28 protein-coding genes and 1 pseudogene are annotated in these 25,037 nt (G+C 70.9%); 18 read left to right on the top strand and 11 right to left on the bottom strand.

Annotated elements, in window-relative coordinates:
* The first annotated feature begins 119 nt into the window (after window positions 1-119).
* From V6U90_RS23560 to V6U90_RS23545, 4 genes are all read left to right on the top strand, one after another.
* Window positions 120-554: a phage holin family protein gene (locus V6U90_RS23560; protein WP_334440636.1), complete on the top strand. Its 435-nt coding sequence runs from the start codon at window positions 120-122 to the stop codon at window positions 552-554.
* The gene (locus V6U90_RS23555; RefSeq protein ID WP_334440633.1) at window positions 551-907 is read left to right on the top strand and encodes a DUF3618 domain-containing protein; all 357 of its coding nucleotides are present in this window, start codon (window positions 551-553) and stop codon (window positions 905-907) included. Before V6U90_RS23560 ends, V6U90_RS23555 begins: the two co-directional genes overlap by 4 nt.
* Window positions 904-1,176 carry a DUF4235 domain-containing protein gene (locus tag V6U90_RS23550; RefSeq protein WP_334440632.1) on the top strand — a complete coding sequence of 91 codons (273 nt, stop codon included), beginning with the start codon at window positions 904-906 and terminating at the stop codon, window positions 1,174-1,176. The genes V6U90_RS23555 and V6U90_RS23550 overlap by 4 nt, the downstream gene beginning before the upstream one ends.
* Before the next feature lie 376 nt (window positions 1,177-1,552).
* Window positions 1,553-1,756 carry a cold-shock protein gene (locus tag V6U90_RS23545; protein ID WP_007075740.1) on the top strand — a complete coding sequence of 68 codons (204 nt, stop codon included), beginning with the start codon at window positions 1,553-1,555 and terminating at the stop codon, window positions 1,754-1,756.
* Window positions 1,757-1,893: 137 nt separating this feature from the next.
* Here the strand turns inward: V6U90_RS23545 and V6U90_RS23540 are convergent, their stop codons facing one another.
* Window positions 1,894-2,124, bottom strand: a complete 231-nt coding sequence (locus tag V6U90_RS23540) for a hypothetical protein (RefSeq protein WP_334440558.1) — start codon at window positions 2,122-2,124, stop codon at window positions 1,894-1,896.
* A 169-nt stretch (window positions 2,125-2,293) separates the two neighbouring features.
* Between V6U90_RS23540 and V6U90_RS23535 the strand changes: the two genes are divergently transcribed.
* Entirely contained in the window at window positions 2,294-3,082 is a 789-nt protein-coding gene (locus V6U90_RS23535) for a trans-aconitate 2-methyltransferase (protein ID WP_334440726.1), read from the top strand.
* Window positions 3,083-3,092: 10 nt separating this feature from the next.
* The gene (locus V6U90_RS23530) at window positions 3,093-4,118 is read left to right on the top strand and encodes an adenosine deaminase (protein ID WP_334440554.1); all 1,026 of its coding nucleotides are present in this window, start codon (window positions 3,093-3,095) and stop codon (window positions 4,116-4,118) included.
* Window positions 4,119-4,364: 246 nt separating this feature from the next.
* On the opposite strand, the gene V6U90_RS23525 is transcribed toward V6U90_RS23530, so the two are convergent.
* Together V6U90_RS23525 and V6U90_RS23520 are read right to left on the bottom strand one after the other, a co-directional pair.
* The gene (locus tag V6U90_RS23525) at window positions 4,365-5,756 is read right to left on the bottom strand and encodes a HAMP domain-containing sensor histidine kinase (protein ID WP_334440552.1); all 1,392 of its coding nucleotides are present in this window, start codon (window positions 5,754-5,756) and stop codon (window positions 4,365-4,367) included.
* A gap of 29 nt (window positions 5,757-5,785) precedes the next feature.
* Window positions 5,786-6,475 carry a response regulator transcription factor gene (locus V6U90_RS23520; protein WP_208816184.1) on the bottom strand — a complete coding sequence of 230 codons (690 nt, stop codon included), beginning with the start codon at window positions 6,473-6,475 and terminating at the stop codon, window positions 5,786-5,788.
* 85 nt (window positions 6,476-6,560) lie between these two features.
* On the opposite strand from V6U90_RS23520, the gene V6U90_RS23515 reads away from it, so the two are divergent.
* Entirely contained in the window at window positions 6,561-8,228 is a 1,668-nt protein-coding gene (locus tag V6U90_RS23515) for an ArnT family glycosyltransferase (protein WP_334440548.1), read from the top strand.
* A gap of 121 nt (window positions 8,229-8,349) precedes the next feature.
* Window positions 8,350-10,353 (top strand): threonine--tRNA ligase, encoded by a 2,004-nt coding sequence (gene thrS, locus V6U90_RS23510; RefSeq protein WP_334440545.1) that lies wholly within the window; start codon window positions 8,350-8,352, stop codon window positions 10,351-10,353.
* Window positions 10,354-10,433: 80 nt separating this feature from the next.
* Here the strand turns inward: thrS and V6U90_RS23505 are convergent, their stop codons facing one another.
* Window positions 10,434-11,186 (bottom strand): D-Ala-D-Ala carboxypeptidase family metallohydrolase, encoded by a 753-nt coding sequence (locus V6U90_RS23505; protein ID WP_334440543.1) that lies wholly within the window; start codon window positions 11,184-11,186, stop codon window positions 10,434-10,436.
* Between the two features lie 196 nt (window positions 11,187-11,382).
* On the opposite strand from V6U90_RS23505, the gene V6U90_RS23500 reads away from it, so the two are divergent.
* The gene (locus V6U90_RS23500; protein WP_334440723.1) at window positions 11,383-11,895 is read left to right on the top strand and encodes an HIT family protein; all 513 of its coding nucleotides are present in this window, start codon (window positions 11,383-11,385) and stop codon (window positions 11,893-11,895) included.
* A 317-nt stretch (window positions 11,896-12,212) separates the two neighbouring features.
* Here the strand turns inward: V6U90_RS23500 and V6U90_RS23495 are convergent, their stop codons facing one another.
* Both V6U90_RS23495 and V6U90_RS23490 read right to left on the bottom strand, forming a co-directional pair.
* On the bottom strand, window positions 12,213-12,416 hold the full coding sequence (locus V6U90_RS23495) for an MbtH family protein (RefSeq protein ID WP_442933657.1): 204 nt from the start codon (window positions 12,414-12,416) through the stop codon (window positions 12,213-12,215).
* Between the two features lie 410 nt (window positions 12,417-12,826).
* Complete coding sequence (locus tag V6U90_RS23490; protein ID WP_334440539.1) at window positions 12,827-14,989, bottom strand: elongation factor G-like protein EF-G2; 2,163 nt, start codon at window positions 14,987-14,989, stop codon at window positions 12,827-12,829.
* 173 nt (window positions 14,990-15,162) lie between these two features.
* On the opposite strand from V6U90_RS23490, the gene pgsA reads away from it, so the two are divergent.
* The 7 genes from pgsA to V6U90_RS23455 all read left to right on the top strand — a co-directional run bounded on the left by pgsA (window position 15,163) and on the right by V6U90_RS23455 (window position 21,501).
* Window positions 15,163-15,792, top strand: coding sequence for a phosphatidylinositol phosphate synthase (pgsA, locus tag V6U90_RS23485; RefSeq protein ID WP_334440537.1), 630 nt, complete (start codon window positions 15,163-15,165; stop codon window positions 15,790-15,792).
* 26 nt (window positions 15,793-15,818) lie between these two features.
* A complete protein-coding gene (locus V6U90_RS23480; protein WP_334440720.1) occupies window positions 15,819-16,700 on the top strand; it encodes a phosphatidylinositol mannoside acyltransferase in 882 nt (293 codons plus the stop codon).
* Window position 16,701: 1 nt separating this feature from the next.
* Window positions 16,702-17,862, top strand: coding sequence for a glycosyltransferase family 4 protein (locus tag V6U90_RS23475; RefSeq protein WP_334440534.1), 1,161 nt, complete (start codon window positions 16,702-16,704; stop codon window positions 17,860-17,862).
* A 104-nt stretch (window positions 17,863-17,966) separates the two neighbouring features.
* Window positions 17,967-18,473, top strand: a complete 507-nt coding sequence (locus V6U90_RS23470; RefSeq protein WP_334440531.1) for a hypothetical protein — start codon at window positions 17,967-17,969, stop codon at window positions 18,471-18,473.
* Window positions 18,474-18,874: 401 nt separating this feature from the next.
* Window positions 18,875-19,792, top strand: coding sequence for a pyridoxal 5'-phosphate synthase lyase subunit PdxS (pdxS, locus tag V6U90_RS23465; protein WP_442933656.1), 918 nt, complete (start codon window positions 18,875-18,877; stop codon window positions 19,790-19,792).
* 44 nt (window positions 19,793-19,836) lie between these two features.
* Window positions 19,837-20,442: a pyridoxal 5'-phosphate synthase glutaminase subunit PdxT gene (gene pdxT / locus V6U90_RS23460; RefSeq protein ID WP_334440715.1), complete on the top strand. Its 606-nt coding sequence runs from the start codon at window positions 19,837-19,839 to the stop codon at window positions 20,440-20,442.
* A gap of 309 nt (window positions 20,443-20,751) precedes the next feature.
* Complete coding sequence (locus V6U90_RS23455) at window positions 20,752-21,501, top strand: YebC/PmpR family DNA-binding transcriptional regulator (RefSeq protein ID WP_334440528.1); 750 nt, start codon at window positions 20,752-20,754, stop codon at window positions 21,499-21,501.
* Window positions 21,502-21,555: 54 nt separating this feature from the next.
* Here the strand turns inward: V6U90_RS23455 and V6U90_RS23450 are convergent, their stop codons facing one another.
* The 4 genes from V6U90_RS23450 to V6U90_RS23435 are packed head-to-tail and all read right to left on the bottom strand — an operon-like array spanning window position 21,556 to window position 22,964.
* Window positions 21,556-22,104, bottom strand: coding sequence for a hypothetical protein (locus V6U90_RS23450; RefSeq protein WP_334440525.1), 549 nt, complete (start codon window positions 22,102-22,104; stop codon window positions 21,556-21,558).
* Entirely contained in the window at window positions 22,101-22,397 is a 297-nt protein-coding gene (locus tag V6U90_RS23445) for a hypothetical protein (RefSeq protein WP_334440523.1), read from the bottom strand. Before V6U90_RS23445 ends, V6U90_RS23450 begins: the two co-directional genes overlap by 4 nt.
* Window positions 22,387-22,659, bottom strand: coding sequence for a hypothetical protein (locus V6U90_RS23440; RefSeq protein WP_334440520.1), 273 nt, complete (start codon window positions 22,657-22,659; stop codon window positions 22,387-22,389). Before V6U90_RS23440 ends, V6U90_RS23445 begins: the two co-directional genes overlap by 11 nt.
* Window positions 22,656-22,964 (bottom strand): hypothetical protein, encoded by a 309-nt coding sequence (locus tag V6U90_RS23435; RefSeq protein ID WP_334440517.1) that lies wholly within the window; start codon window positions 22,962-22,964, stop codon window positions 22,656-22,658. Before V6U90_RS23435 ends, V6U90_RS23440 begins: the two co-directional genes overlap by 4 nt.
* A 211-nt stretch (window positions 22,965-23,175) precedes the next feature.
* On the opposite strand from V6U90_RS23435, the gene V6U90_RS23430 reads away from it, so the two are divergent.
* Entirely contained in the window at window positions 23,176-24,057 is an 882-nt protein-coding gene (locus tag V6U90_RS23430; RefSeq protein ID WP_334440514.1) for a helix-turn-helix domain-containing protein, read from the top strand.
* Window positions 24,058-24,061: 4 nt separating this feature from the next.
* Window positions 24,062-24,244: a DUF397 domain-containing protein gene (locus tag V6U90_RS23425; protein ID WP_334440712.1), complete on the top strand. Its 183-nt coding sequence runs from the start codon at window positions 24,062-24,064 to the stop codon at window positions 24,242-24,244.
* Between the two features lie 53 nt (window positions 24,245-24,297).
* Here V6U90_RS23425 and V6U90_RS23420 read toward each other — a convergent pair.
* Window positions 24,298-25,037 (bottom strand): annotated as a pseudogene (locus V6U90_RS23420) (hypothetical protein); the annotation flags it as partial.

Below are 25,037 nucleotides of genomic sequence, written 5' to 3'. Positions count from 1 at the left end.
TGGCGGCCGACCGCCTCCGGCGCGCGACGCGGCGCGGTCCGACGGACTGATCCCTCCGCACAGGATTGGCCGGTGACGACTCCGGGCATACAGCGCGGTGGTGAAGAAAGGAGGACAGCATGGCTGACGTAGCGAGTCGCGGCACGTCCCGGCCCGGTGGTGAGGCGTCGACCGCCGAGCTGGTGCAGCGCGCCACCGAGCAGGTCACGCGACTCATCCGGGACGAGCTGGCCCTGGCCCGGGCGGAGCTGACCGAGAAGGGTCGGCACGCCGGCAAGGGGGTCGGTCTCTTCGGCGGTGGTGGTGCCCTCGCCCTCTACGGGCTCGGCGTGCTGATCGCGGCGGTCGTGCTGCTGCTGGCGTCGGTGATGCCGGCGTGGGTGGCCGCGTTGATCGTCGCGGTGGCGCTCTTCGCGGTCGCCGGGGTGCTCGCCCTCGCCGGCAAGAAGCAGGTCAGCCAGGCGGTCCCGCCGATGCCCAAGGAGACGGTACGCAGCGTCCGGGCGGACGTGGACACCGTGACCGCTGCGGTCCGGGACCGGGGGCGGTCATGACCGGCAACGGCCACGGCGGCGGTGACCCGGAGGCGTTGCGGGCGGAGATCCGGCGTACCCGGATGGAACTCGGTGAGACGGTCGAGGCACTGGCCGCCAAGGCGGACGTCAGGGCCCGGCTGAAGGACTCGGCCGACCAGGCGAAGGGGCGCATGCGGGAGCAGGCCGCGCAGACCCGGGAGCGGGTCCGGGAACAGGCGGTACGACTGCGCGGGCAGGCTGCGGCGGTACGTGCCTCCGGACCCCGCTCGGGTACCACGGTCCGCCGTGGTCCGCTGCCGTTCGCGGTGCTGGTGGCCGGTGCGGTGGCGGTCGTGGTGGTGCTGGTGGTGCGAGGGAGGCGGAGCAGGTGAGCAGGGGAGTCAGCCACGCGGCGTACAAGCCGGTCGGCGTGCTGCTGGGGCTGGCCGCCGGTGCGGTGGCCGGCACGGTGTTCCGGCAGGTCTGGAAGGTGACCGCCGGTGACGGCGAGGCGCCGAGCGCGACCGACGAGGACCGTGGCTGGGGCGAGATCCTTGCCGCGGCGGCGCTACAGGGCGCGATCTTCGCGGTGGTCCGGGCTGCTGTGGACCGGGGCGGGGCGGTCGGCGTCCGCCGGTTGACCGGCCGCTGGCCCCGTTGAGCGGTTCCCGGCCGACGCCCGTCGACAGCTTCACCGGACCCCTCCGTCACCGGTGGCGGAGGGGTCTGGCGTGCGCGGCTTATACCGGGTGGCGGGGGTCCGCACCATTAGCCGTCCGCACAGCCACGGGTACGGAGAACGGGCCGGTTCATGATCTGAGGCGGGATGAACCCGTGCGTTCTCGGGTCTCATGTCGGAGAATTTCGTCGGGTAGGCTGTGCGAAGTTTTTGCGTACGTGGTTTGCTGTTCCACGCTGTTGAGAGACGGCGTGGGTTGAGAAGTCTCCTCCATGGGGGCAGCCTCAGGCACCGCTGCTCGAAAACGGCCAACCGGCCGCACGGCGTGCTCGGCCGCCAGTTTTAGAAGGAGATACACATGGCGCAGGGAACCGTGAAGTGGTTCAACGCAGACAAGGGCTTCGGCTTCATCACCGTCGACGGCGGGGGTGCTGACGTGTTCGTCCACTTCTCGGCGATCCAGACCAGCGGCTACCGCACGCTGGAGGAGAACCAGCGGGTGGAGTTCGAGATCGCTCAGGGCCAGAAGGGCCCGCAGGCTGAGCAGGTCCGCCCCATCTGAGCAGACAGCACCACGTAACAACAAGCAGCACGACAGAGCCCCGGGCCGGATGGTCCGGGGCTCTGTCGCATACCCGTCACCCGGCCGGTGCCTGGCGCCGTCGTGTACCCGTCACCCGGCCGGTGCCTGGCGCCGGGTCAGCGGCGCCGGGCGGCCAACGCCCGCCAGAGCACCAGCAGTCCGGTCAGGAGCACCACCGGCCCGACCACCACCCCGATCCGGTCGCCGGTCATCAGGCTGCCCGGCACGTAGCCGAGCCCCTGCACCGTCCAGAGCGCGCCGACCACCACGGCCAGCAGGCCGGCGGTCAGCGGCAGCCAGCTCCGGACCGGGCCGCTCTGCGGGTCCGTCCCGCCCCGGGTCACCACCGGTCGTGCACCTGCGGCCGGACCAGGTCGTCGTACCCGACGGCCCGACCGAGCCGGGAAAAGCTGCGTTCTTCCACGGTGGGAGCCTAGTCGCCCCGTTGCTCGGGACCGGATACGCCACTACGGTGGATGCAAAACGTACGTACGGTTTTTAAAGGAGGGGTTCGTGATGTGGGAACCCGACACCTACCTGCGCTACGCCGAGGAGCGTTCCAGGCCCTTCCACGACCTGCTGGCCCGCGTTCCGGCGCGCCACCCCCGGGCCGTGGTGGACCTCGGCTGCGGCCCCGGCCACCTCACCGTTGCCCTGCGGGAACGCTGGCCGGACGCCCGCATCGCCGGTCTCGACACGTCCCCGGAGATGATCGACCGGGCCCGCACCCTGCCCGGGGACGTCGAGTTCACCCTCGGCGACGTCCGGACCTGGCGGCCCGGACCCGAGGTGGACGTGGTGGTGACCAACGCGGTTCTGCAGTGGGTCCCCGGGCACACCGACCTGCTCCGCCGCTGGGCGGCCGACCTGCCGGCCGGGGCGTGGCTGGCCGTGCAGGTGCCGCAGAACTTCGACGCCCCGTCGCACCGGGCGATCCGTCAGGTCGCCGCCGACGGGCCGTGGCGCGACGACCTGTCCGGCGTGCTGCGCCATGATCCCGTGTCCGACGCCACGGGGTACGCTCTCCTGCTGACCGGCGCCGGATGCGCCGTCGATGCCTGGGAGACTACCTACGTGCACCTGCTGCCGGCTCCCGCCACCGCCGACCATCCGGTGCTGAGCTGGCTGGAAGGAACCGGACTGCGGCCGGTCCGGGCCGCGCTCGGTGCGGACGACGGCCGCTGGGCCGCCTTCCGTGCCGTGCTGGCCGACCGGCTCGCCGAGGCGTACCCGGTCCAGGACGGTCAGGTGTACTTCCCGTTCCGTCGTGTCTTCGTCGTGGCCCGTACCAGGGCCTGCCCGTAGGGAGTGTTTCGTGACCGACCTGTCCACCTTCATCGCCGGTCTGCCCAAGGTGGAGCTGCACGTGCACCACGTCGGCTCGGCCTCGCCACGCATCGTGGCCGAGCTGGCCGCCCGGCACGAGGGGCGGACGCCGGTACCGGCGGATCCCGAAAAGCTCGGCGACTACTTCGCCTTCACCGACTTCGCCCACTTTATCGAGGTCTATCTCAGCGTCGTGGACCTGATCCGGGACCCGACCGACGTCTGGATCCTCACCCACGAGGTGGCCCGCGAACTGGCCCGCCAGCAGGTCCGGTACGCCGAGCTGACCGTCACCCCGTACTCGCACGTGCGCCGGGGCATCCCGGCCCCGGCGTTCTGCGAGGCGATCGAGGACGCCCGCCGCCGGGCCGAGGCCGACTTCGGCATCGCGCTGCGCTGGTGCTTCGACATCCCCGGCGAGGCCGGTCTGCCGGCTGCCGAGGAGACGCTGCGGATCGCTCTGGAGGAACGCCCGGACGGTCTGATCAGCTTCGGGCTGGGCGGTCCGGAGATCGGGGTACCCCGGCCGCAGTTCAAGCCGTACTTCGACCAGGCCCGGGCGGCCGGTCTGCGGTCGGTGCCGCACGCCGGGGAGACCACCGGCCCGGAGACCATCTGGGACGCGCTGCGCGACCTGGGCGCGGAGCGGATCGGGCACGGCATCTCCGCCGTCGACGACCCCGAACTGCTGACCTACCTGGCCGAGCGGCAGATCACCCTGGAGGTCTGCCCGACCTCCAACGTGCGGACCCGCGCGGTACCGGACCTCGCGGCGCACCCGCTGCGCCGGCTGGCCGACGCCGGAGTGGTGGTCACCATCAACTCCGACGACCCGCCGATGTTCGGCACCACCCTCGACGACGAGTACGCGGTGGCGGCCCGACTGCTCGACTGTGGGGCCGACGGGCTGGCCGACCTGGCCCGGCAGGCGGCCCGGTCGTCGTTCCTGCCCCGGGCGGAGGCCGAGCGGATCTGCGCCGAGATCACCGACTACCAGACCCGCTCGTTCGGCTGAGCCGGCGCGGGCGGCGTACCTGGTGCGCGCGGCGGGGGAGGTGTGGGGGACCGACCGCCGCCGCGCGCATGCTCCGCCGGCCGATGGAGTACCACGAGGTGCTGGCCTTCGGCGGAGCTGGCAGGTTCCGCAGGGGATGCTGCCAGCGGCCGACGGCGGTGCGGAATGGTTAAGGCAGACCTAAGGCAGACTTACGGAGATCCAGGAAACTCTCACGTTGCGTGCGGTGCCCGGCACGTGCGGTGCTCAGTCGCCGGAGGATCTCGGCCGGGACCAGCGCCGGGAGACGGTGTCCCGCTCCCGGGCCATCCGGCCGACCAGCCCGAACCGGCTGACCTGACGCGGGGTGGCCTCCGGGTCGGCCAGCAGCATCACCACGCTGGCCCCGCCCAGCCGGGCCCGGTCGATGCTCACCGAGCCGTTGGCCTGCAACGCCACCCGCTTGGCGATGTCCAACCCGAGGCCGGTCGACCCCTGGTCGCTGGTGCCCCGGCGCAGCGCCCGGTCCGGGTCGACGATGCCGGGCCCCGCGTCGTCGACCCGGATCGCCACGTACCCGTCCCGCCGGGAGACGGCCACCTCGAACGCGGTGCCCTGCGGGGTGTACCGGAACACGTTGCCGAGCACGGCGTCGAGCGCGGCGGCCAGCTCGGCCCGGGGTACCGGCACCGGGATCCGTAGCTGCGCCCCGAGCACGTGGTAGGGCCGGTTCTGGTCGCCGGCCAGGGCGGCCCAGAACACCATCCGGTCCCGGACCACCTCGCTGGCGTCGCAGGTGCTCGGGCCGGTCTCCTGGGCGACCGTCTTGCGGGCCGTCTTGATCAGGACGTCGACCTCGCCCTCCAGGGTGACGATGGCCTGCCGGATCCGGCGGATGGTCCGCCGCCGGTCCAGTTCCGCCTCGCTGAACGATCCCACGCTGGTGTCGTCGGACTCCAGCGCCTCGGCGTCCAGGCGCAGCACGGTGAGCGGGGTGCGCAGCCGGTGGGACAGGTCGGCGACCAGTTCCCGCTCGTCGGTGCGGAAGGTGACCAACCGGTCCGCCATCCGGTTGAAGGCGTACCCGGCCTCGGCCAGTTCCCGGGGGCCGGTGGGCTCGATGCGGACCCCGAGGTCGCCGTTGCCCACCGCGAGCGCGGCCCGGACCAGCGTGCGGGCCGAGCCGACCGCCCGGGCCGCGAGCCGGTCCACCACGATCACCGTGGCCACCACCAGGCTGAGCGCCACCAGGGCGAGCAGCGCCCAGGTGCTGCCGTTGCCCCGGGTGAGTACCGCGTCCGGGATGAAGACCTCCACCACCGCCACCCGGTCGCCGAGCACCACCGGCTCCAGCCGGGACACCCCGCCAGGTACCTCGGTGACCAGCGTGCGGCGGTCGGTGCCGGCCCGGGCCAGGTCCGCGCCGGCCGCCCGGCCCGTGGTGGGGGTACCCAGTCCGTGGACGACCGGCCGGGTCGCCGGGGCCCCGCCGGTCGCCTCGACCGCCCGGGCCACCACCGCCGGGTCGGTGTCCACCGCCAGCGCCCCGGTGACCAGCGCGCTGCGCCGGGCCGCGTCGGCGACCGCCTCCTCCCGGTGCTCCTGGGCGAGGGTGATGCCGAGCGGGATCAGGAAGGTCAGCGCGACGATGGTGGTCATGCCGGCGGCGAGGTAGGCCAGGGCCCGCCTCAGTCCGGGGCCACCAGCCGGAAGCCCACCCCCCGCACGGTGCGCAGGTAGCGCGGCTTCGCCGCGGACTCGCCCAGCTTGCGGCGCAGCCAGTACAGATGAACGTCGATTGTCTGGTCCTCGCCGACCGATGGCTGCCGCCATACCTCCTCCAACAGTTCCCGGCGGGACACTACCCGGCCCGGTCGGGCGGCCAGGTAGGCCAGCACGTCGAACTCCTTGCGGGTCAGTGCGAGGGGCACCCCGTCGAGCTGGGCGCTGCGCTCGCCGACATCCACCCGCAGCCCGCCCACCGTGTGCACGGCCGGGGTCACCGTCCGGCTGGCCCGCCCGGCGCGCCGCAGCACCGAGGTGATCCGGGCCTCCAGGTGGGCGCCGGTGAACGGTTTGACCATGTAGTCGTCGGCCCCGGCCCGCAGCAGCCGCACGATCGCCTGCTCGTCGTCCCGCGCGGTGGCGATGATGATGGGCACGTCGGTGATGCCCCGCAGCATCCGCAGCGCGTCCGCCCCGTCCAGGTCGGGCAGCCCCAGGTCGAGCACCACCAGGTCGGGCGTCTCCGCGGCGACCCGGCGCAGCGCGTCCAGCGCCGTACCGACCGCGTGTACGGCGTGCCCACGGTCGGCCAGGGACCGCAGCATCGCGCCGCGTACGACGTGGTCGTCTTCCACCAGGAGCACGGTTGCCACGGGAGAACGGTACTGCCCGTGGCAAGCCGGTCGCGCTACGCCTGGCCGGCATCCACCGAAGTCAGAGACCTTGTACCCTTCCGCCGTGTCCGCGTTCGCATCCACCACCCTCCGTCGTGCGGCGGGCTCCCGTTGGCTGGTGCCAGTGCTGGCGGCCATCCTGCTGGGCCAGCTGGCGGTGGCCATGCTCACCGCAGCCCGGGAGCAGTCCCCCACGGTCGACGAACCGGTCTACATCGGCACGGCGGCGGTGTACCTGACCCGGCACAGCATCCAGCTCAACCCGGAACATCCGCCGCTGGCGAAGCTGCTCGTCGCCGCCGCGCTGGCCCCCGCCGACGTACGCCTAGACCCGGACTACGACGAGGGGCAGTGGCGCATCGGTAACCGGGTGCTCTACGGCGAAACCAACGACGCCGACCGGATACTCTTCCTCGCCCGGCTGCCGACGATCCTGCTCACCCTGCTCTTCGGCCTGGTGGTCTACGCCTTCGGCCGGGACCTCGGCACCCGGTGGGGCGGGCTGCTGGCCCTCACCCTGTACGCGTTCTCCCCGGACGTGATCGCCCACGGCTCGCTGGCGACGAACGACGTGCCGCTCGCCGGGTTCCTGCTGACCACGCTCTGGCTGCTCTGGCGGGCCCGGGCCCGGTGGTGGCCGTGGCTGCCGCTGGCCGGCCTGGCCTTCGGCTGCGCGATGGCCACCAAGATGACCGCCCTGCCGGTGCTTCCGGTGGTCCTGCTGCTGGCCGGGTGGTCCGGGTGGCAGGCCCGCCGGTCCGGCTCCGGGGGGTCCTCGTCGCCCGGGCCGACCGGTCGCCGGTCCAGGTTCCTGGCCGGTCTCGCCGCTGCCGGGCTGGTCGGGCTGCTCGGCACCATCGTCGTCTGGATCACCTACCTGATCGTCGACCCGCGGCTACGGTTCACCCACCCGGCGGAGATCCCCCATCCGGACGGGTTGACCGGTCTGCTGGTGCGGCTGCTGCCGCTGCCGGAGGCGTACCGGAGCGGTCTCGCCGTGCAGCTCTCCTTCGAACAGCAGGACTTTCCGACGTATCTCTTCGGCGAGCTGCATCCCGGCACCCCGTGGTACTACCTTCCGGCTGCTGTGCTGGTGAAGACCCCGTTGGGCATGCTGGCTCTCTGGCTCGCCGGTGCGAGCTGCCTGCTGGCTGTCCGGCGGTTCCGGTCGGCGGCGGCGTACCTGCTGCTGCCGGCGGTGGTGCTCCTCGGCGTGGCGATGGCGGGCTCGCGGAGTTTCGGGGTCCGGTACGTCATCTGGCTGCCGTTGCTGCTCGGCGTCGCCGCCGCCGGGCTGCTCGCGTACCGTCGCCGGTGGGTGCCGGTGCTCGTCTGGGCGGTGGCCGCCTTCGTCGCGGTCAGTTCGGTACGGGCCTTTCCCTACTATCTGCCGTATTCGAACGAGGCGTTTGGTGGGCCAGCGGAGACCCACCGGTACCTCAACGACTCGAACGTCGACTGGGGGCAGGATCTCCGCCGGCTCGGTGAGTACCTGGCGCGGCATCCGACGGACGAGCAGGTCTGGCTGCTCTACAAGGGCCGGGGCAGCCCGGCTTACTACGGCATCGACGCGGCGGACCCGACGAAGGTCCCGCCGGAACAGGTGCGCGGGTTGCTCGCGGTCTCCGAGATGCGGATCTCCCTCTCCCCGGACGGGCACGCCGCGCTGGTCGCCGGGCGGGAGCCGATCACGGTCATCGGTCACACCATCCGGATCTACCGGATCCCGTGATGCCGGCGGGACGGCGTGGCGGAAGTCCGCGACGTCGCCGATGCCGCGACCGCGGTGACCGATAGCATTTCCTGGTCCCGAGATCGGGCCCTGTCCTTTTCGTCTGGTTTGAGGAGTAGTCGTGTCAGCACCCGGTAACCCTGTCGTGGCCGAGCCCGTCGTGGTCGCGGCCGGTACGACGGCGGCCGACGCGGTGGCGGCGGCCGGTCTGCCGACCAGTGGCCCCAAGGCCGTCGTGGTGGTCCGTGACCCGGAGGGGCAGCTCCGCGACCTGGACTGGGCCCCGGACGTGGAGACCGCCGTCGAGCCGGTCCCGCTGGACTCCCCGGACGGGTTGAACGTGCTGCGGCACTCCACCGCGCACGTGCTCGCCCAGGCCGTGCAGGACGTCTTCCCCGAGGCCAAGCTCGGCATCGGCCCGCCGATCACCAACGGCTTCTACTACGACTTCGACGTCGACAAGCCCTTCCAGCCGGACGACCTGGCCAAGCTCGAAAAGCGGATGCAGGAGATCATCAAGTCCGGGCAGCGGTTCCGGCGGCGGCGCTTCGACAGCCTGGCCGAGGCGAAGGCCGAACTGGCCGACGAGCCGTACAAGCTGGAACTGGTCGACGTCAAGGGCGAGGGGTTCGACGCCGGTGAGGTGATGGAGGTGGGCGGCGGTGAGTTGACCATCTACGACAACATCGCCGCCGGTGAGGACAAGGTCTGCTGGTCCGACCTGTGCCGGGGCCCGCACCTGCCCCACACCCGCCTGATCGGCGCGTTCAAGCTGATGCGGTCGGCCGCCGCGTACTGGCGGGGCTCCGAGAAGAATCCCCAGCTCCAGCGGGTGTACGGCACCGCCTGGCCGACCCGGGACGCGCTCAAGGCGTACCTGAAGCTACTGGAGGAGGCGGCCCGCCGCGACCACCGCAAGCTCGGTGCGGACCTCGACCTGTTCAGCTTCCCCGACGAGATCGGCTCCGGGCTGGCGGTCTTCCACCCCAAGGGCGGGATCATCCGCCGGGAGCTGGAGAACTACTCCCGGATCAAGCACGAGCAGGCCGGGTACGAGTTCGTCAACACCCCGCACATCACCAAGGCCAAGCTCTTCGAGACCTCCGGCCACCTGCCGTACTACGCGGACACCATGTTCCCGCCGATGCAGCTCGAAGGCGCCGAGTACTTCCTCAAGGCCATGAACTGCCCGATGCACAACCTGATCTTCAAGGGGCGCGGGCGGTCGTACCGGGAACTGCCGCTGCGGTTCTTCGAGTTCGGCACCGTCTACCGGTACGAGAAGTCGGGCGTGGTGCACGGGCTGACCCGGGTACGGGGCCTGACCCAGGATGACTCACACATCTACTGCACGCGGGAGCAGATGCCCGGTGAGCTGACCACGCTGCTCACCTTCGTGCTCGACCTGCTGCGCGACTACGGTCTCGACGACTTCTACCTGGAGCTGTCGACCCGGGACGACTCGCCCAAGTTCATCGGGTCGGACGAGGACTGGGCCGAGGCCACCGAGGCGCTGCGGACCGCCGCCGAGGCGTCCGGACTGGATCTGGTGCCGGACCCGGGCGGTGCGGCCTTCTACGGCCCGAAGATCTCGGTCCAGGCCCGGGACGCCATCGGCCGGACCTGGCAGATGTCCACCATCCAGGTGGACTTCAACCAGCCGGCCCGGTTCGGGCTGGAGTACCAGGCCGCCGACGGTACCCGGCAGCAGCCGGTCATGATCCACCGGGCGCTCTTCGGCTCGATCGAGCGTTTCTTCGGGGTGCTCACCGAGCACTACGCCGGGGCGTTCCCGGCCTGGCTGGCGCCGGTGCAGGTGGTGGGCATCCCGATCCGCGAGGACCACGCGCCCTACCTCGCCGAGTTCGTCGCCACCCTGCGCGAGCAGGGCATCCGGGCCGAGGTGGACGCCGGGGACGACCGGATGCAGAAGAAGATCCGGACCGCCCAGCAGCAGAAGATCCCCTTCATGGTGCTGGCCGGGGACGACGACGTGGCCGCCGGTACGGTCTCGTTCCGCTACCGGGACGGCTCGCAGCGCAACGGCGTACCGCTGGCCGAGGCGGTCGCGCACGTGGTCGAGGTGGTCCGCTCCCGGACCAACGCCGGCCCCTCCGCCGCCTGAGGTGTAAGGAAGGGCCCCCTGTTATCGCTTTTGGCATAGCAGGGGGCCCTTGTTAACGCGCTGCTGGTTCGGGCGGTACGTCAGATGCCGCAGCTCGGGGCGGACCAGGACTGGCTCGAGGTGTTGCCCAGGTGGGTGTGGTCGTTGTGGCCGGGGTAGCCGGGGCCGAGGATGTTGCTGAAGCCGTGGTTGCGGGCCTGCTGGGCCAGGCGGCACAGGGACGGCGACCCGACCAGGTCCACCCCGTCGCCGTAGAGGTGCCGGCTGTTCGATGCGCCGCCCACCGCGCTGTTGCAGGAGTAGCTGCGGAAGCCGCTGCTGATGTAGAGCGGCACGTCACCGAGGGCGTGCCGCATCGCCTGGAGCTTCCACATCGACACCAGCGCGTTGAATCTCGCGGTGCTGGCCGAGACCGCGCCGCCGGACCAGTCGGAGTTGCACCGGTTCCACTCGGCGTAGGTGAAGTTGACCGGGGTGCAGTCGTCGTCCTGCAACGCGTAGAGCTTGCTGAAGGTCTGCGGTCCGGCGATCCCGTCGGCGGAGAGGCCGTACGCCTGCTGGAAGCGGATCAGCGCGGACCGGGTGGCCGGGCCGAACGCGCCGTCGATGGCGATCCGGGCGCCGTATCCGGGGTAGCCGGAGATGCGGATCTGGAGCTGGCGGACGTCCTCGCCGCTCATCCCGGAGGAGAGGGTTCGTCCCCAGGTGTAGCAGGCGTCAGCGTGGGCGGCACCGCCCGTCGCGACCAGGCCGACGAGGGTGGTGGTGGCGGCCAGTACGCAGGCGGCGAGTAGCCGACCGAGTCGTCGGAACACGTTTTCCTCCAGGGTCATGATCGGGAGATGGAGGAAGTTTCCAGTATCGATGTTACATCCGTCAATATTTGACATTGAGGTTTACCGATTGTTTACCAACCGCGGCCGGATGCGTCGCTGGGTGGGACTAGTGGCACCGGAGGCCGGAAACCGTAGGATCGGCGGTGTGACTGGGGCGGAGCGGCACGCGGACGGCGGCATCACCAACGGCAGCATGGCGGACGGACTGGACCGGCTCTGGACGCCGCACCGGATGACCTACATCTCCGGCGAGGACCGCCCCGCCGAGGGGTACGAGCAGCCGAGTGGCTGCCCGTTCTGCCGGGCCCCCGGACTCGCCCCCGACGACAGCCTGATCGTGGCCCGGGGCGAGCACGTCTTCGTCGTCCTCAACCTCTACCCGTACAACCCAGGCCACCTGCTGGTCTGTCCGTACCGGCACGTCGCCGACTACACCGACCTGGACGTGGCCGAAACCGCCGAACTGGGCGCCGCCACGCAGGCCGCGATGCGGGTGATCCGTCAGGTGAGCAACGCCCACGGCTTCAACCTGGGGATGAACCAGGGTGGGGTGGCCGGTGCCGGCATCGCCGCCCACCTGCACCAGCACGTGGTACCCCGCTGGGGCGGCGACGCCAACTTCATGCCGGTGATCGGTCAGACCAAGGTGCTGCCGCAACTGCTCGCCGACACCCGCGACCTGCTCTCCGCCGCCTGGCCGCACTAGCACTAGCACTAGCAGGCCCGGCCCGGCCCGGCCCGGCCCGGGGCCCGGGGCCCGGCTCGGCTAAATATAACTATGTCGATACTTCGCCGCAATCGGGACATCTGAAAATACCGAAGGCTGTTGTCCGAATGGCCGCGAAAGCGGGTAGCTTGATGTGATTGCCTGACCCTCTGGTCCACAGTGCCCGGCCGGGTGCGAAATGGGCTGCTGAGCACAGGCATACCGAGGCCCGATACGCCGGTCCGGCGGGAGTGTGCGGGCCGGCTGCGGGCGCGCCGGGGAGCCTCCGGGTGCGCCCGCAGCCGGGGTGGTGCCGGTCAGCCCGAGGTGGCGATCCGTTCGCGGAGGCTCCTGGGCCGCATGTCGGTCCAGGCCTCCTCGATGTGGGCGAGGCAGGCGGCCCGGTCGCCACTGAAGCCTGCCGGGTGCCAGCCGGCCGGCAGGTCGGAGTCGCTGGCCCAGATCGAGTACTGTTCCTCGTCGTTCACGACGACGTGGTATTGATGCTGGTCATCCGTCATGAGAAGTCCCATCCACTCGTTCGGTCGATCCGACCTGGCACTATAGCCAGAGCTGCGGGCTCATCAATGTCTCGCCCGTCCAGATCTACCACGGAGTTGAATCCTGCTGTCGCGAGGCAATTGCGGCGGGGAATTCCGAACTGATCATCGGTCGGTTCGCCGCTGATTTTCGGTGCGGTCGGACAGTTGCGGTGAAACTGTTCCCTGGTCAGCCGGTCGGCTCAGGTACGCCCGGCCGGTATCGCTTGCCCGTCCGGCGGGCCTCGCCTCCACCGCCCTATTGCCGGTCGCGGTAAACCGAAGAGGTCCACAACGCGATGATGTAGGAACATCATTCTGATGTGGACCTCGACCGTTCCGTACGCCACGCTCGGGCGTCCGCCCCGGCCCGGACCGCCGTCTGATCGGCGTCACCCGCCGTTCGGGTGCTCCTTACGGATCTGCTCGGCCAGATGCGCCGGCATCGGATCGTGCCGGACGAACGACCGCCGGAACGTACCCGTGCCGGAGGTCATCGAGCGCAGTTCGACCGCGTACCGCAGCAGTTCGGTGGCCGGTACCTCGGCGCGTACCAGGGTCCGCTCGGCACCGGCCGGATCCGGCTCGGTACCCAGTACCCGGCCGCGCCGGCCGGACAGGTCGCTCATCACCGCCCCGACGAACGAGTCCGGCACCCGGACCGTCACCTCGTCGACCGGCTCCAGCAGGGTCACCTGCCCCCGCTCGGCGGCGTCGCGTAGCGCCAGGCCGCCGGCCGTGGCGAACGCCGCGTCGGAGGAGTCCACGCTGTGCGCCTTGCCGTCGACCAGGGTCACCCGGAGGTCCACCACCGGGTACCCGGCCACGATGCCGCGCTCCATCTGCGCGCGGACGCCCTTATCCACCGACGGGATGTAGTTGTGCGGCACCGCGCCGCCGACCACCCGGTCGACGAACTCGAACCCGGCACCGCGCGGCAGCGGCTCCACCTCGATGTCGCAGATCGCGTACTGGCCATGGCCGCCGGACTGCTTCACGTGCCGGCCGTGCCCGCGCGCCCCGGCCGCGAAGGTCTCCCGCAGCGCCACCCGGACCGGCTCGGTCTCCAGCTCCACGCCGCCGGCCCGGAGCCGGTCCAGCACCACGTCGGCGTGCGCCTCGCCCATGCACCAGAGCACGAGCTGGTGGGTCTCCGGGTTGCGTTCCAGCCGGAGCGTCGGGTCACCCGCCACCAGCCGTGCCAGGTTGCGCGCCAGGGCGTCCTCGTCGGCCCGGCTGGCCGCCACGATCGCCACCGGCAGCAGCGGTTCGGGCATCTCCCACGGGGCGATCAGCAGCGGATCGTCCTTGGCCGAGATGGTGTCGCCGGTCTCGGCGCTACCGGACTTGGTGATCGCGCAGATGTCCCCGGCGACGCAGTGCGGCACCTCGCGCAGGCCCGCGCCGAGCGGGGTGTAGATGTGTCCGACCCGCTCGTCCGCGTCGTGGTCGGGGTGACCGCGCTCGGCCAGCCCGTGCCCGGAGACGTGCACGGTCAGCTCCGGCCGCAGCGTGCCGGAGAAGACCCGGACCAGGGACACCCGGCCGACGTGCCGGTCCACGGTGGTCCGGACCACCTCGGCGACCAGCGGCCCGGCCGGGTCGCAGGTCAGCGGCGGACGCGGCGAGCCGTCCAGCCCGGTGACCGCCGGCAGGTCGTGCTCCGGCGGTGCCGGGAAGGCCGAGGTGAGCACCTCCAGCAGCACGTCCAGACCGACCCCGGTGTACGCGCAGACCGGCACCACCGGGTAGAAGTGGCCCCGGGCCACCGCCTTCTCCAGGTCGTCGACGATCACCCCGGTCTCGATCTCCTCGCCCTCGAGGTACCGGTCCATCAGGGTCTCGTCCTCGCTCTCGGCGATGATCCCCTCGATCAGTTCGTTGCGGGACTCGGCGATCGCCGGCAGGTGCTCCGGGTCGGGGTCACGTACCTCCGCCGGCAGCCCGGCGGTGTAGTCGAACACCCGGCGGGTGATCAGGCTGAGCAGCCCGGCCACCGACACCCCGTCGTCCCCGAGCATCGGCAGGTAGAGCGGAGCCACGTTCTCCCCGAACACCCGCTGGCAGAGCGCCACCGCCTCGTCGAAGTCGGCCCGCTGGTGGTCCAGGCGGGACACCGCGACCGCCCGGGGCATGTCCACCGCGGCGCACTCCTCCCACAGCGCCGCGGTCGCCGCGTCCATCCCGTCCACCGCGGAGACCACGAAGAGCGCCGCGTCCGCCGCCCGCAGCCCGGCGCGCAGTTCACCCACGAAGTCGGCGTAGCCGGGAGTGTCCAGCAGGTTCACCTTGATGCCGTTGTGCACCAGCGGCGCGCAGGCGAGGCTCACCGAACGCTGCTGGCGTATCGCAGCCGGATCGTGGTCGCAGACCGTGGTGCCGTCCGGCACGCTGCCGGCCCGGCCGATCGTCCCGGTGGCGGCCAGCAACGCCTCCACCAGCGTGGTCTTCCCGGACCCGGAATGCCCGACCAGCACCACGTTGCGGACCCTGTCGGGTGCGGTCACCACCGGCACTGCGCCGGTGACACCCTTCTCCTGATTCCTCTGCGCCATCGGGCGCACCTCCCTCGGCCGGTGGTTGACGGCGACCGCCGCGTGGGTTAGTGACCTGGCTCACGTTCCAAACCGATCAGACACCCGTCGCGGACCGTACACAACCCCCGGCACGAAGTAGGCGCCACCGGGCGTATCGCCGGTCGGGAGCCGACCGTTATCGTGGGACCGCCATGGCGAAGATCTTCCAAGTGTCGGTCCGGGCGGGGATGACCCGCGTCGTCGAGCCGATCGCGCGCGCACTGCTGCGGGCCGGTGTCACGCCGAACACGGTCACCGTGATCGGCACCGTCGGCGTACTCGTCGGTGCACTCGGCTTCGGAGCCCGGGGCCACCTGGTGGCCGGAGCACTCATCGTCACCGTGTTCGCCCTGACCGACCTGCTCGACGGCACCATGGCCCGGATGAGTGGCGGCTCGACGAAATTCGGTGCGTTCCTCGATTCGAGCATGGACCGGATCGCCGACAGCGCGGTCTTCGGGGCGGTCGCCTACTGGCTGGCCACCCAGGGTGACCGGGCCGGTGTCGCCGCCGCGCTGATCTGCCTGGCCGCCGGCGGGCTGGTCTCCTACGTCAAGGCCCGCGCCGAGGGGCTCGGCATGACCTGCAACGTGGGCATCGCCGAGCGCACCGAACGACTGCTGATCGTCGGGGTCGGCGGGCTGCTCACCGGACTGGGCCTCGACCCCGCCCTGCCGGTCGCGCTCTGGCTGCTCGCCGCCGTGTCGATCTTCACGGTCGGGCAGCGGATGCGGCACGTGTACCGGCAGGCCGAGCAGGCCCGGGCGGGCGTGCGGGGGTGACCGCCCGGCGAGGAGGCGGCCCGGATCTGGCGGCACTCGGCATCCTGGCCGGCTGGCGGCTGGTCCGGGCGCTGCCCGAGCCGGTCGCCGTCGCGGCCTTCCGGGCCGGTGCTGACCGCGCCCACCGCCGGGGCGGTCCGGCCGTGGCCCGGCTCGCCGGCAACCTGCGCCGGGTGGTCGGTCCGGACCTGCCCGACGCCGAACTCGACGAGCTGGTCCGGCAGGGTCTGCGCTCCTACGCCCGCTACTGGCGGGAGGCGTTCCGCCTGCCGTCACGCAGCCGGCAGCAGATCCGCGACGGGTTCCGGCTGCACGGCGAGGAAATGCTCGCCGCCGACGTGGCCGCCGGCCAGGGTGCGGTGGTGGCGCTGCCGCACGCCGGCAACTGGGACGCTGCCGGAGCCTGGGTCGCTGCCCAGGGCTGGCCCCTGGTCACCGTCGCCGAGCGGCTGAAGCCCGAGGCGGTCTTCGCCCGGTTCCTGGCCTTCCGGGAGAGCCTGGGCATGGAGATCCTGCCCACCCACGGTGGCCCCCGCCCCGCCTTCGACGTGCTCGTCGAGCGGATCGGCCGGGGGTACGTGGTGCCGCTGCTGGCCGACCGGGACCTGTCGGCGCGCGGCGTCGAGGTCTCCTTCTTCGGCGGCCGGACCCGGATGCCCCCGGGGCCGGCCCTGCTGGCGCTGCGTACCGGAGCCCCGCTCTACGTGGCGTCGATGTGGTACGAACCGGACGTGGCGTGCGCGTCCCTCGACGGCCCGCTGGAGCTGCCCGACCCGGACAGCGCCCCGCTGGCCGACCGGGTCCGGACGGTAACCCAGCGCATTGCCGACGGTCTGGCGGCGGGCATCGCCCGTCATCCGCAAGACTGGCACATGTTGCAGCGGATGTGGCTGGACGGAGAGCACTGACGTGCGCATCGGCATCGTGTGCCCGTACTCCTTCGACGTCCCGGGCGGCGTCCAGAACCACATCATCGACCTCGCCGAGGCGCTCATCGGGCTCGGGCACCAGGTGAGCGTGCTCGCCCCCGCCGACGAGGACGCCCCGCTGCCGCCGTACGTCGTACCGGCCGGTCGGGCGGTCCCGCTGCCCTACAACGGCTCGGTGGCCCGGATCGCCTTCGGCCCGGTCTCCACCGCCCGGGTCCGCCGCTGGATCAACCGGGGCGAGTTCGACGTGCTGCACGTGCACGAGCCGCTCACCCTGAGCCTGTCCCTGCTGGCGGTGCTCTCCGCACGGGGGCCGGTGGTGGCCACCTTCCACACCGCGATGACCCGGTCCCGGGCGCTCGCCGCCGCCCAGGGCCTGCTCCAGATCGTGCTGGAACGCATCACCGCCCGGATCGCGGTCAGCGCCCTGGCCCGCAAGGTGCAGGTGGAACACCTCGACGGCGGCGCGGTGGAGATCCCCAACGGGGTGACCGTGGCGAAGTTCGCCGACGCCGTCCCGCTGGACGGCTGGCCGGGGGAGTGTGAGCCGGGCAGCGGGGGCACCCTCGGCTTCCTGGGCCGGTTCACCGAACCGCGCAAGGGCTTCCCGCTGCTGCGGGACGCGTTCGTCACGCTCGCCCCGCACCGTCCCGGTCTGCGCCTGCTGGTCGCCGGGCCGGGCGAGGCCGACGACCTGTACGGGCAGTTCCCACCCGAGCTGCGGGACCGGGTCACCTTCCTCGGCCTGGTCTCCGAACCGGACAAGGCGCGCATGTTACGCAGTGTGCACCTCTACGTCGCACCGAACACCGGTGGCGAGTCGTTCGGCATGATCCTGACCGAGGCGATGGCGGCGGGTACCACCGTGGTCGCCAGTGATCTGGACGCCTTCCGGCGGGTACTCGACTCCGGGAGGGCCGGCCGGCTCTTCCCGGTCGGCGACGCGACGGCGCTCAGCCGGACCCTCGCCGAACTGCTCGACGATCCGGCGGCGAGGGCCGAGCTGTCCGCCTGCGGTGACGAGGTGGTGGCCGGGTTCGACTGGCCGGTGGTCGCCCGGCGGGTGCTGGAGGTGTACGCGGCGGCGATCGAGGCGACCGACGGGCGGGTCATCGACCAGGAGTGGGCAGAGCTGCGCTGACCTGCGGAACCGGGCCGCTGACCTGCGGAACCGGGCGCTCCGGCCGGTACGGGACCACGGGCGCCGGACGCCTGCGGCAGGGACAGGATGGGAGCGACACTACGATGCCGGGCATGTGGTGGGTGGTGGGCGTGACGCTGGTCGTCGCGCTGGTCACTTTGTACCTGGTCTGGACGGCCAACCGGGTCGACCGGCTCCAGGCGCGGGTCTCCTCGGCGGCCCGGGCTCTCGACGCGCACCTGGTCCGCCGGGCGGCGGCCGCTGCGGTGCTCGCCGAGGACCAGCGGTACGGCGTCGAGCTGTACGCGGCGGCCCGGATCGCCCTCGACGCGGTGCCGGACGAGCGTGAGGCGGCCGAGAACGACCTCACCCGGCAGTTGCGGGCGGCACAGCTCGACCCGGCCGACCCGGCCGCCGAGGCGGTGATCGCCGCGAGCCGCCGGCTGGCGCTGGCCCGGCAGGTGCACACCGACCTGGTCCGGGACGCGTTGTCCGCCCGGCGGCGACCGCTGGTGCGGCTGCTCCGGATGGGGCGCCGGCACGAGTGGCCCCGCTACTTCGACGTGGACGACCCCACCCTGCCGGTCCGCCCCGACCTCCCCGTCGCCTGATTCCCCGCCCCCCGACCTCCCCGCCCCCCGACCTCCCCGTCACCCCAGCCCCGGGACGCCGCCGCGCCCGGCCCTGCCGCACGCCCCGGCCCTGTTCCCTTGCTTCGCCCCCGGCCCTGTTTCCTTGCTTCTGCCCCCGGCCTCGCTCCCTTGCTTTTTGCCCGGCCCTACCGCCGCCCGATCACCCCTTCCGGTTTGATTATGAATTGGTCGGGCATTAATCGGATAAAACCCCCGATTGGTTTCATGGTCAACGGGTGATGGCGGGGTGTGGCCGGGCGTTGGTGGGGTGACGGCTGCCACAGGTCAGGCCACCGTGGGTCTGATTGGCTGTCGGACCGGCGTTGAGCCGGACGTAGCATTTCCGTATCCACCCCGAACGCGTTGAGGAGCGAATCACCGTGTCCGAATCCACCTCGCAGGCAGCTGGCGCCACCCCCGTACTCGGCACCGCCCGGGTCAAGAGGGGCATGGCCGAGATGCTCAAGGGCGGCGTGATCATGGACGTGGTCAACGCCGAGCAGGCGAAGATCGCCGAGGACGCCGGCGCCGTCGCCGTGATGGCCCTTGAGCGGGTACCCGCCGACATCCGCGCCCAGGGTGGCGTCTCCCGGATGAGCGACCCCGACATGATCGACGGCATCATCAACGCCGTCTCCATCCCGGTGATGGCAAAGGCCCGGATCGGCCACTTCGTCGAGGCGCAGATCCTCCAGTCGCTTGGTGTCGACTACATCGACGAGTCCGAGGTGCTCACCCCGGCCGACTACGCCAACCATATCGACAAGTGGGCGTTCACCGTCCCCTTCGTCTGCGGTGCCACCAACCTCGGTGAGGCGCTGCGCCGGATCACCGAGGGGGCGGCCATGATCCGCTCCAAGGGTGAGGCCGGTACCGGTGACGTCTCCAACGCCACCATGCACATGCGCAAGATCCGCCAGGAGATCAACCGGCTCCGCTCGCTGCCGACGGACGAGCTGTTCGTGGCGGCCAAGGAGCTCCAGGCCCCGTACGAGCTGGTCAAGGAGGTCGCCGAGAACGGCAAGCTGCCGGTGGTGCTGTTCACTGCGGGCGGTATCGCCACCCCGGCCGACGCGGCGATGATGATGCAGCTCGGCGCGGAGGGCGTCTTCGTCGGCTCGGGCATCTTCAAGTCCGGCAACCCGGCCCAGCGGGCCGCCGCGATCGTGAAGGCCACCACCTTCCACGACGACCCGGACGTGCTGGCCAAGGTCTCCCGGGGCCTGGGCGAGGCGATGGTGGGTATCAACGTCGACGAGATCCCGCAGCCGCACCGGCTCGCCGAGCGCGGCTGGTGAGCACGGCCGGACCCGCCCACCGACCCGTCGACTGGGGGTACGCCATGGCCGACCGGCCGACGATCGGGGTGCTCGCCCTTCAGGGCGACGTCCGGGAGCATGTACACGCGCTGGTGAAGTGCGACGCGGACGCCCACCCGGTGCGCCGCCCCGAGGAACTGGACCGGGTCGACGCACTGGTCGTCCCGGGCGGTGAGTCCACCACGATCAGCAAACTGGCCGAGGCGTTCGGCCTGCTCGAACCGATCCGCAAGCGGATCACCGGTGGCATGCCGGTGTACGGCTCGTGCGCCGGCATGATCATGCTGGCCACCGAGGTGCTCGACGGGCGCCCCGACCAGCAGAGCTTCGACGGGATCGAGATGACCGTCCGGCGTAACGCCTTCGGTCGTCAGGTCGACTCGTTCGAGGCGCCGGTACGGATCAACGGCGTGCCGGGGCCGGCGTTCCACGCGGTCTTCATCCGGGCGCCCTGGGTCGAGCGGGTCAGCGACGGCGTCGAGGTGCTCGGCCAGGTCACCGAGGGCCCGGCGGCCGGGCGGATCGTCGCGGTCCGGCAGGGCAACCTGCTGGCCACCTCGTTCCACCCGGAGCTGACCGGCGACCTGCGGGTGCACCAGTACTTCGTCGACCTCGTCAAGAGCCTGTAAGGAAGGGCCCCTTCTTATCGCTTTCGGTAGAGGAGGGGTCCCTTCTTAACCACGATCAACGTGCGCCTTCGTCCGGATCGGCGCCACGATCGACACCACCACGGGTGCCGGGTGTGACACCGGCCGGTACGACCTCGGTAGGATTGCCGCGGTTCGGCAGGGCCAGCGCCCGCCACGGCCTACCCCGCGGAGCCGACCGGCCGGCTCCACCCGCCCGGTCGCGGCGGTGTGGTGGAGTCCGGCGCGTTGAGGTGTGGAGTCTGGCGCGGGCAGTCGACGCAGGCGTGGGTTAGCTAACGGAGGTACGAGATGTCCGGCCACTCCAAGTGGGCGACCACCAAGCACAAGAAGGCCGTCATCGACGCCAAGCGCGGCAAGATGTTCGCCAAGCTGATCAAGAACGTCGAGGTGGCGGCGCGTACCGGCGGTGGTGACCCGGCCGGCAACCCGACCCTCTACGACGCCATCCAGAAGGCGAAGAAGAACTCCGTACCGAACGACAACATCGACCGCGCGGTCAAGCGCGGCTCCGGCCTGGAGGCCGGCGGCGCCGACTGGCAGACGATCATGTACGAGGGGTACGGCCCGAACGGTGTCGCGCTGCTCATCGAGTGCCTCACCGACAACCGTAACCGTGCCGCGACCGAGGTGCGCACCGCGCTGACCCGTAACGGCGGCTCGCTGGCCGACGCCGGCTCGGTGTCGTACATGTTCTCCCGCAAGGGCGTCGTCATCGTGCCCAAGGGCGAACTGAGCGAGGACGACGTGCTGATGGCGGTGCTCGACGCCGGTGCCGAGGAGGTCAACGACCTCGGTGAGGCGTACGAGGTGGTCTCCGAGCCGGGCGATCTGATCCCGGTGCGCACCGCTCTCCAGGACGCCGGCATCGAGTACGAGTCGGCCGAGTCCTCCCTGATCCCGAGCGTGAACGTGCCGCTCGACGAGGAGGGTGCGCGCAAGGTCTTCAAGCTGATCGACGTGCTGGAGGACTGCGACGACGTGCAGAACGTCTACGGCAACTTCGACGTGTCCGACGAGGTGATGGAGGCCGTCGGCTGACCGGCCTGCGAAGCACAGAGGGGGCCCGAGCGGGCCCCCTCTGTTGTGTTACGCCTACCCGTGCGCCGCAGACGGAACACTGACTGTTGGGGGCCATTCGCGGGCTCCTTCGGGAAACCGGTAATCGGGATGGGGGTCCACCTCCGGTTCGCGGCTGGGACCGGATGCCACGGTTACCCGGAGGTAGATGGTCGTACCATCTGCGCAGTTGATCCGCAGAGCGGACGGCGACAGGTGTACGCCGGGGTAGCCGCACGCTTCCCAACTCGTGAAGATGGGCGGGCGCGCGTAGTCGAGTAGCTGGTCAGTGAAAACGAGCATTCGGGTTGCTCGCTGTGTAGGCGGCGGCATGTCCGCCGGTAGCGGAACCTGGGCAGGTGCGGGCCGTGGTTCCTCGGCAGCCCAGAGCAAGGTGGCTGAGCCGGACCCGTACGTGACCTTCACCCCGGGTGGCGATTGCCCGCCAGCGCGGGTGTCGTTGCCGTAGCGCGTCACCGCCGTGATGTCGGGATGCTCGCTGGCGCGAATCAGTGCAGCGATCGCGTCCAAGGCTTCGGTCACCTGCTTATCACTCCATTTTCGGGGCGTGGAGAACGTCATCATGGACGACACTCCGGAGCCCGGCTGGCGCCACCACGGGTCCAGGCGATGAACCGGGTGAAGATCTCCTGTGGATCGTCGGAGGGTGCCGGTTGGACCCGCGCCCGGTCGGTGATCGCGTCGTGCATCAGCCCGCACAGGTACATCGCCAACCCGACCCGGTTGTCCGCGTACTCGATGCGCAGGCTGAGGCGGGCGGCCGGGCAGGGCCAGGCGGCGGCGCACGCCCGGCAGAGCCAGAGCGGGCGTACCGGCTGATGCTGGCGCAACCACCCGAGCAGCCGGTCACGCGCCACGGCCCTCACCGCATTCGGCCCGGCGTGGCGGATCGCCGCGCAGCGCGGCGATGCGCACCAGCGCGGTCCGGGGCCGCCCGTCGTGCCACCGGCCGCCGTAGCTCCACTGCTCCAGGCCGGTCAGCTCGATCCACTCCAGCGCGGGGTGGCCGACCGGTTCCTCGGTGATCCGCAGCCGTAGGGTGCCCCGGCCGTAGCAGTAGTCCGCTTCGGCGACGGTCACCACCTCCCCGATGGTGACCAGCGGTGCCGCGCTGGTCACCGCCGGCTCCGGCGGGTGTAGCGCTCAGCCTGGGCCCGGGTGCAGCGCTCAGCCTGGCCCCGGGTGACCAGCCCGGCGCGGCCGACCCAGAAGGTCGCGGTCCGCGCGTTCCACCGGGGGTCCGCCGGGCGCCAGCCGGGCGCCGTGGGCTGCGGCTCCTCCCTGGGTACCTGCCAGCCCCGGTCCGGGCAGCGCCGCCACCGGAGCCCGCAGATGCAGTACCGCCCCCAGCGCGCCCAGTCTCGCCGGTGCACCAGCCCCAGCGGTACGCCCTTACCGGCTCGATGATTTCCGTAATTGCGCACGCCTGCCTCCCGGTAATTGTCTTTGCGGGGCCAGGGGCGGGGATCCGGGAATGAGGACGGGGGAGACGATCCCCGCCCCTGGCGTGACCACCGCATTTTTCCGGTGGGTCGTCGAACATATTTGTTTCGGTTCTGGCGTTCGGCAATCTTTTACGTGAGGATGTGGACCAAGGGATGAGGAGCCTTACGCAACGGCAGTGAAGGAGATGACGTGGACGACGCAGGCAGCACCGTCCCGCGTAGGCAACTCGGCAGATATCTGAGAGAGCTTCGCGAAAATGCGTATGTCACGGTGACCGCAGCGGCCAAGGAGTTGGAGTGGTCGGCACCCCGGATCTGGCGTTACGAGACCGGCCAGGTGTCGATGCACCCCAATGACGTGGAGGCCATGTGCCGGGTCTACGGCGCATCACGCGAAACCATCGAGACCATGCGTTCTCTGGCCCGGGAGACCAAGGCGCACGGCTGGTGGCACAGTTACGGGGAGGCGGTCAAGGACTGGTTCAAGCTCTACGTCGGCCTGGAATCCGCCGCCACGAAGATCCGCAAGTACGAGGTGAACCTGATTCCGGGTCTGCTCCAGACCGTGCCCTACATGACCGAGGTGATCGCCACCGACCATCCGACGATGAGCCCGGTCGAGCGGCGGGATCGGGCCGAGGTCCGGCTGCGACGGCAGCGGCTGCTGGTCCGGATGGTGCCCCGGGCGCCGCAGCTCGATGTGATTCTCGGCGAGGCGGTGCTGCGCCGGCCGTTGCGCAACCGGGCGGCGATGGTCGAGCAGCTCGACCACCTGGTCACGCTAGGGGAGCAGCCCAACGTCAGGATCCGGGTGCTGCCCACCGCTGTTCCGCTCTTTCGCGGGCTGGCGGCGGGCACCTTCACCATGCTGGATTTCCCGACCGATGTCCGAGAGCCGGAGCCGACCACCATCTACATGGACGGCCCGTGCGGCGCGGTCTATCTCGACCGGTCTCACGAGATCGAGACCTATGAGCAGATTTGGCAGTCGCTCGACGAGCGGGCTTTCGACCACAATGAATCCCGTGAGCTGATCGCGGCGACAGCGAAGGAGATGAACAATGGTGCGTGACGGGGTGTGGCGCAAGTCGTCCCGGTCCGGCGGTGACGGCGACTGCGTCGAGGTGGCCGGCTTCGCCGACGCGGTCGGGGTGCGGGACAGCAAGGACCGGCAGGGCCCAGTACTGACCTACGACCCGGGGGCGTGGGCGAATTTTGTGGCAGCGACCCGGGCCGGCTTGTTCGACCGCCGGGCCTGATCCGAGCTGATCTCGTGGTGGCGTCCAGTCGTTCGGGCGCCACCACGATTCGCTCAGGTGCCGGGCAGACCGAGCTGCTGAGCGACGGCCCTGCCGTCCTGGGCGTCGAACGGGTCGTAGGGGCGCTGGCCGGCGGCGATCTCCTGGTTGAGGGTCAGCAGCCGGCGGGCGATCTCGGGCGCGTCCTGGGCGATTGCCTTCGGCCAGCCGTAACAGCCGACCACCGCCTCGTCCAACTCGCGGTGCAGCTTCTTGAGGTCGGCGTAGCCGCCCTCGTCCACCAGGTTGTAGAGCTTCGTCAGCCCGAACTGCTGCTCGGCGCAGATCTCCTGCCGCCGCGCGATGACCAGGCGGCTCGCCTCGGCCACCCGTTCCCGCTGCTCGTCGGTGACCGGGTACGGCCATGGGAACGGCAGGAACGCCGACGTCGGGGTGTACCGGAGACGGTCCTCCAGGGTTGATGACTGCGAGCGTGCCCAAGCGCTGTGCGTGAACGACGACAGCACGCCCAGCGAGTAGTCGTCATCGAAGGCGAAGACGTAGACCAGATCGCTCGGGCAGGTCCACGGTTCGCACCAGGTCAACAGCAGCCGCTTTCCGACCCGCCCGGCCGCAACGTACCGGGGCAGCCCCGCAAGCGCCGCCCGCATGCCTGGCCGGGATTCGCCAAACTGCCACCAGCGCTCCCGGTACAGCGGGCGGTTGTTCTCCTCGCGTGCAGGCTTGACATTGAAGGTTTCCGAGTAACGGTCTGCAACTGTGCGTAGTGGTCGTTTCAGGTGGTTCGTCCGTG

This window comes from Micromonospora sp. CPCC 206060, from assembly GCF_036906895.1.
In the GTDB taxonomy this organism is placed as follows: domain Bacteria; phylum Actinomycetota; class Actinomycetes; order Mycobacteriales; family Micromonosporaceae; genus Micromonospora.
The sequence above is the reverse complement of the archived record's forward strand: the minus strand, read 5'-3'. Positions and strand labels throughout refer to the sequence as shown.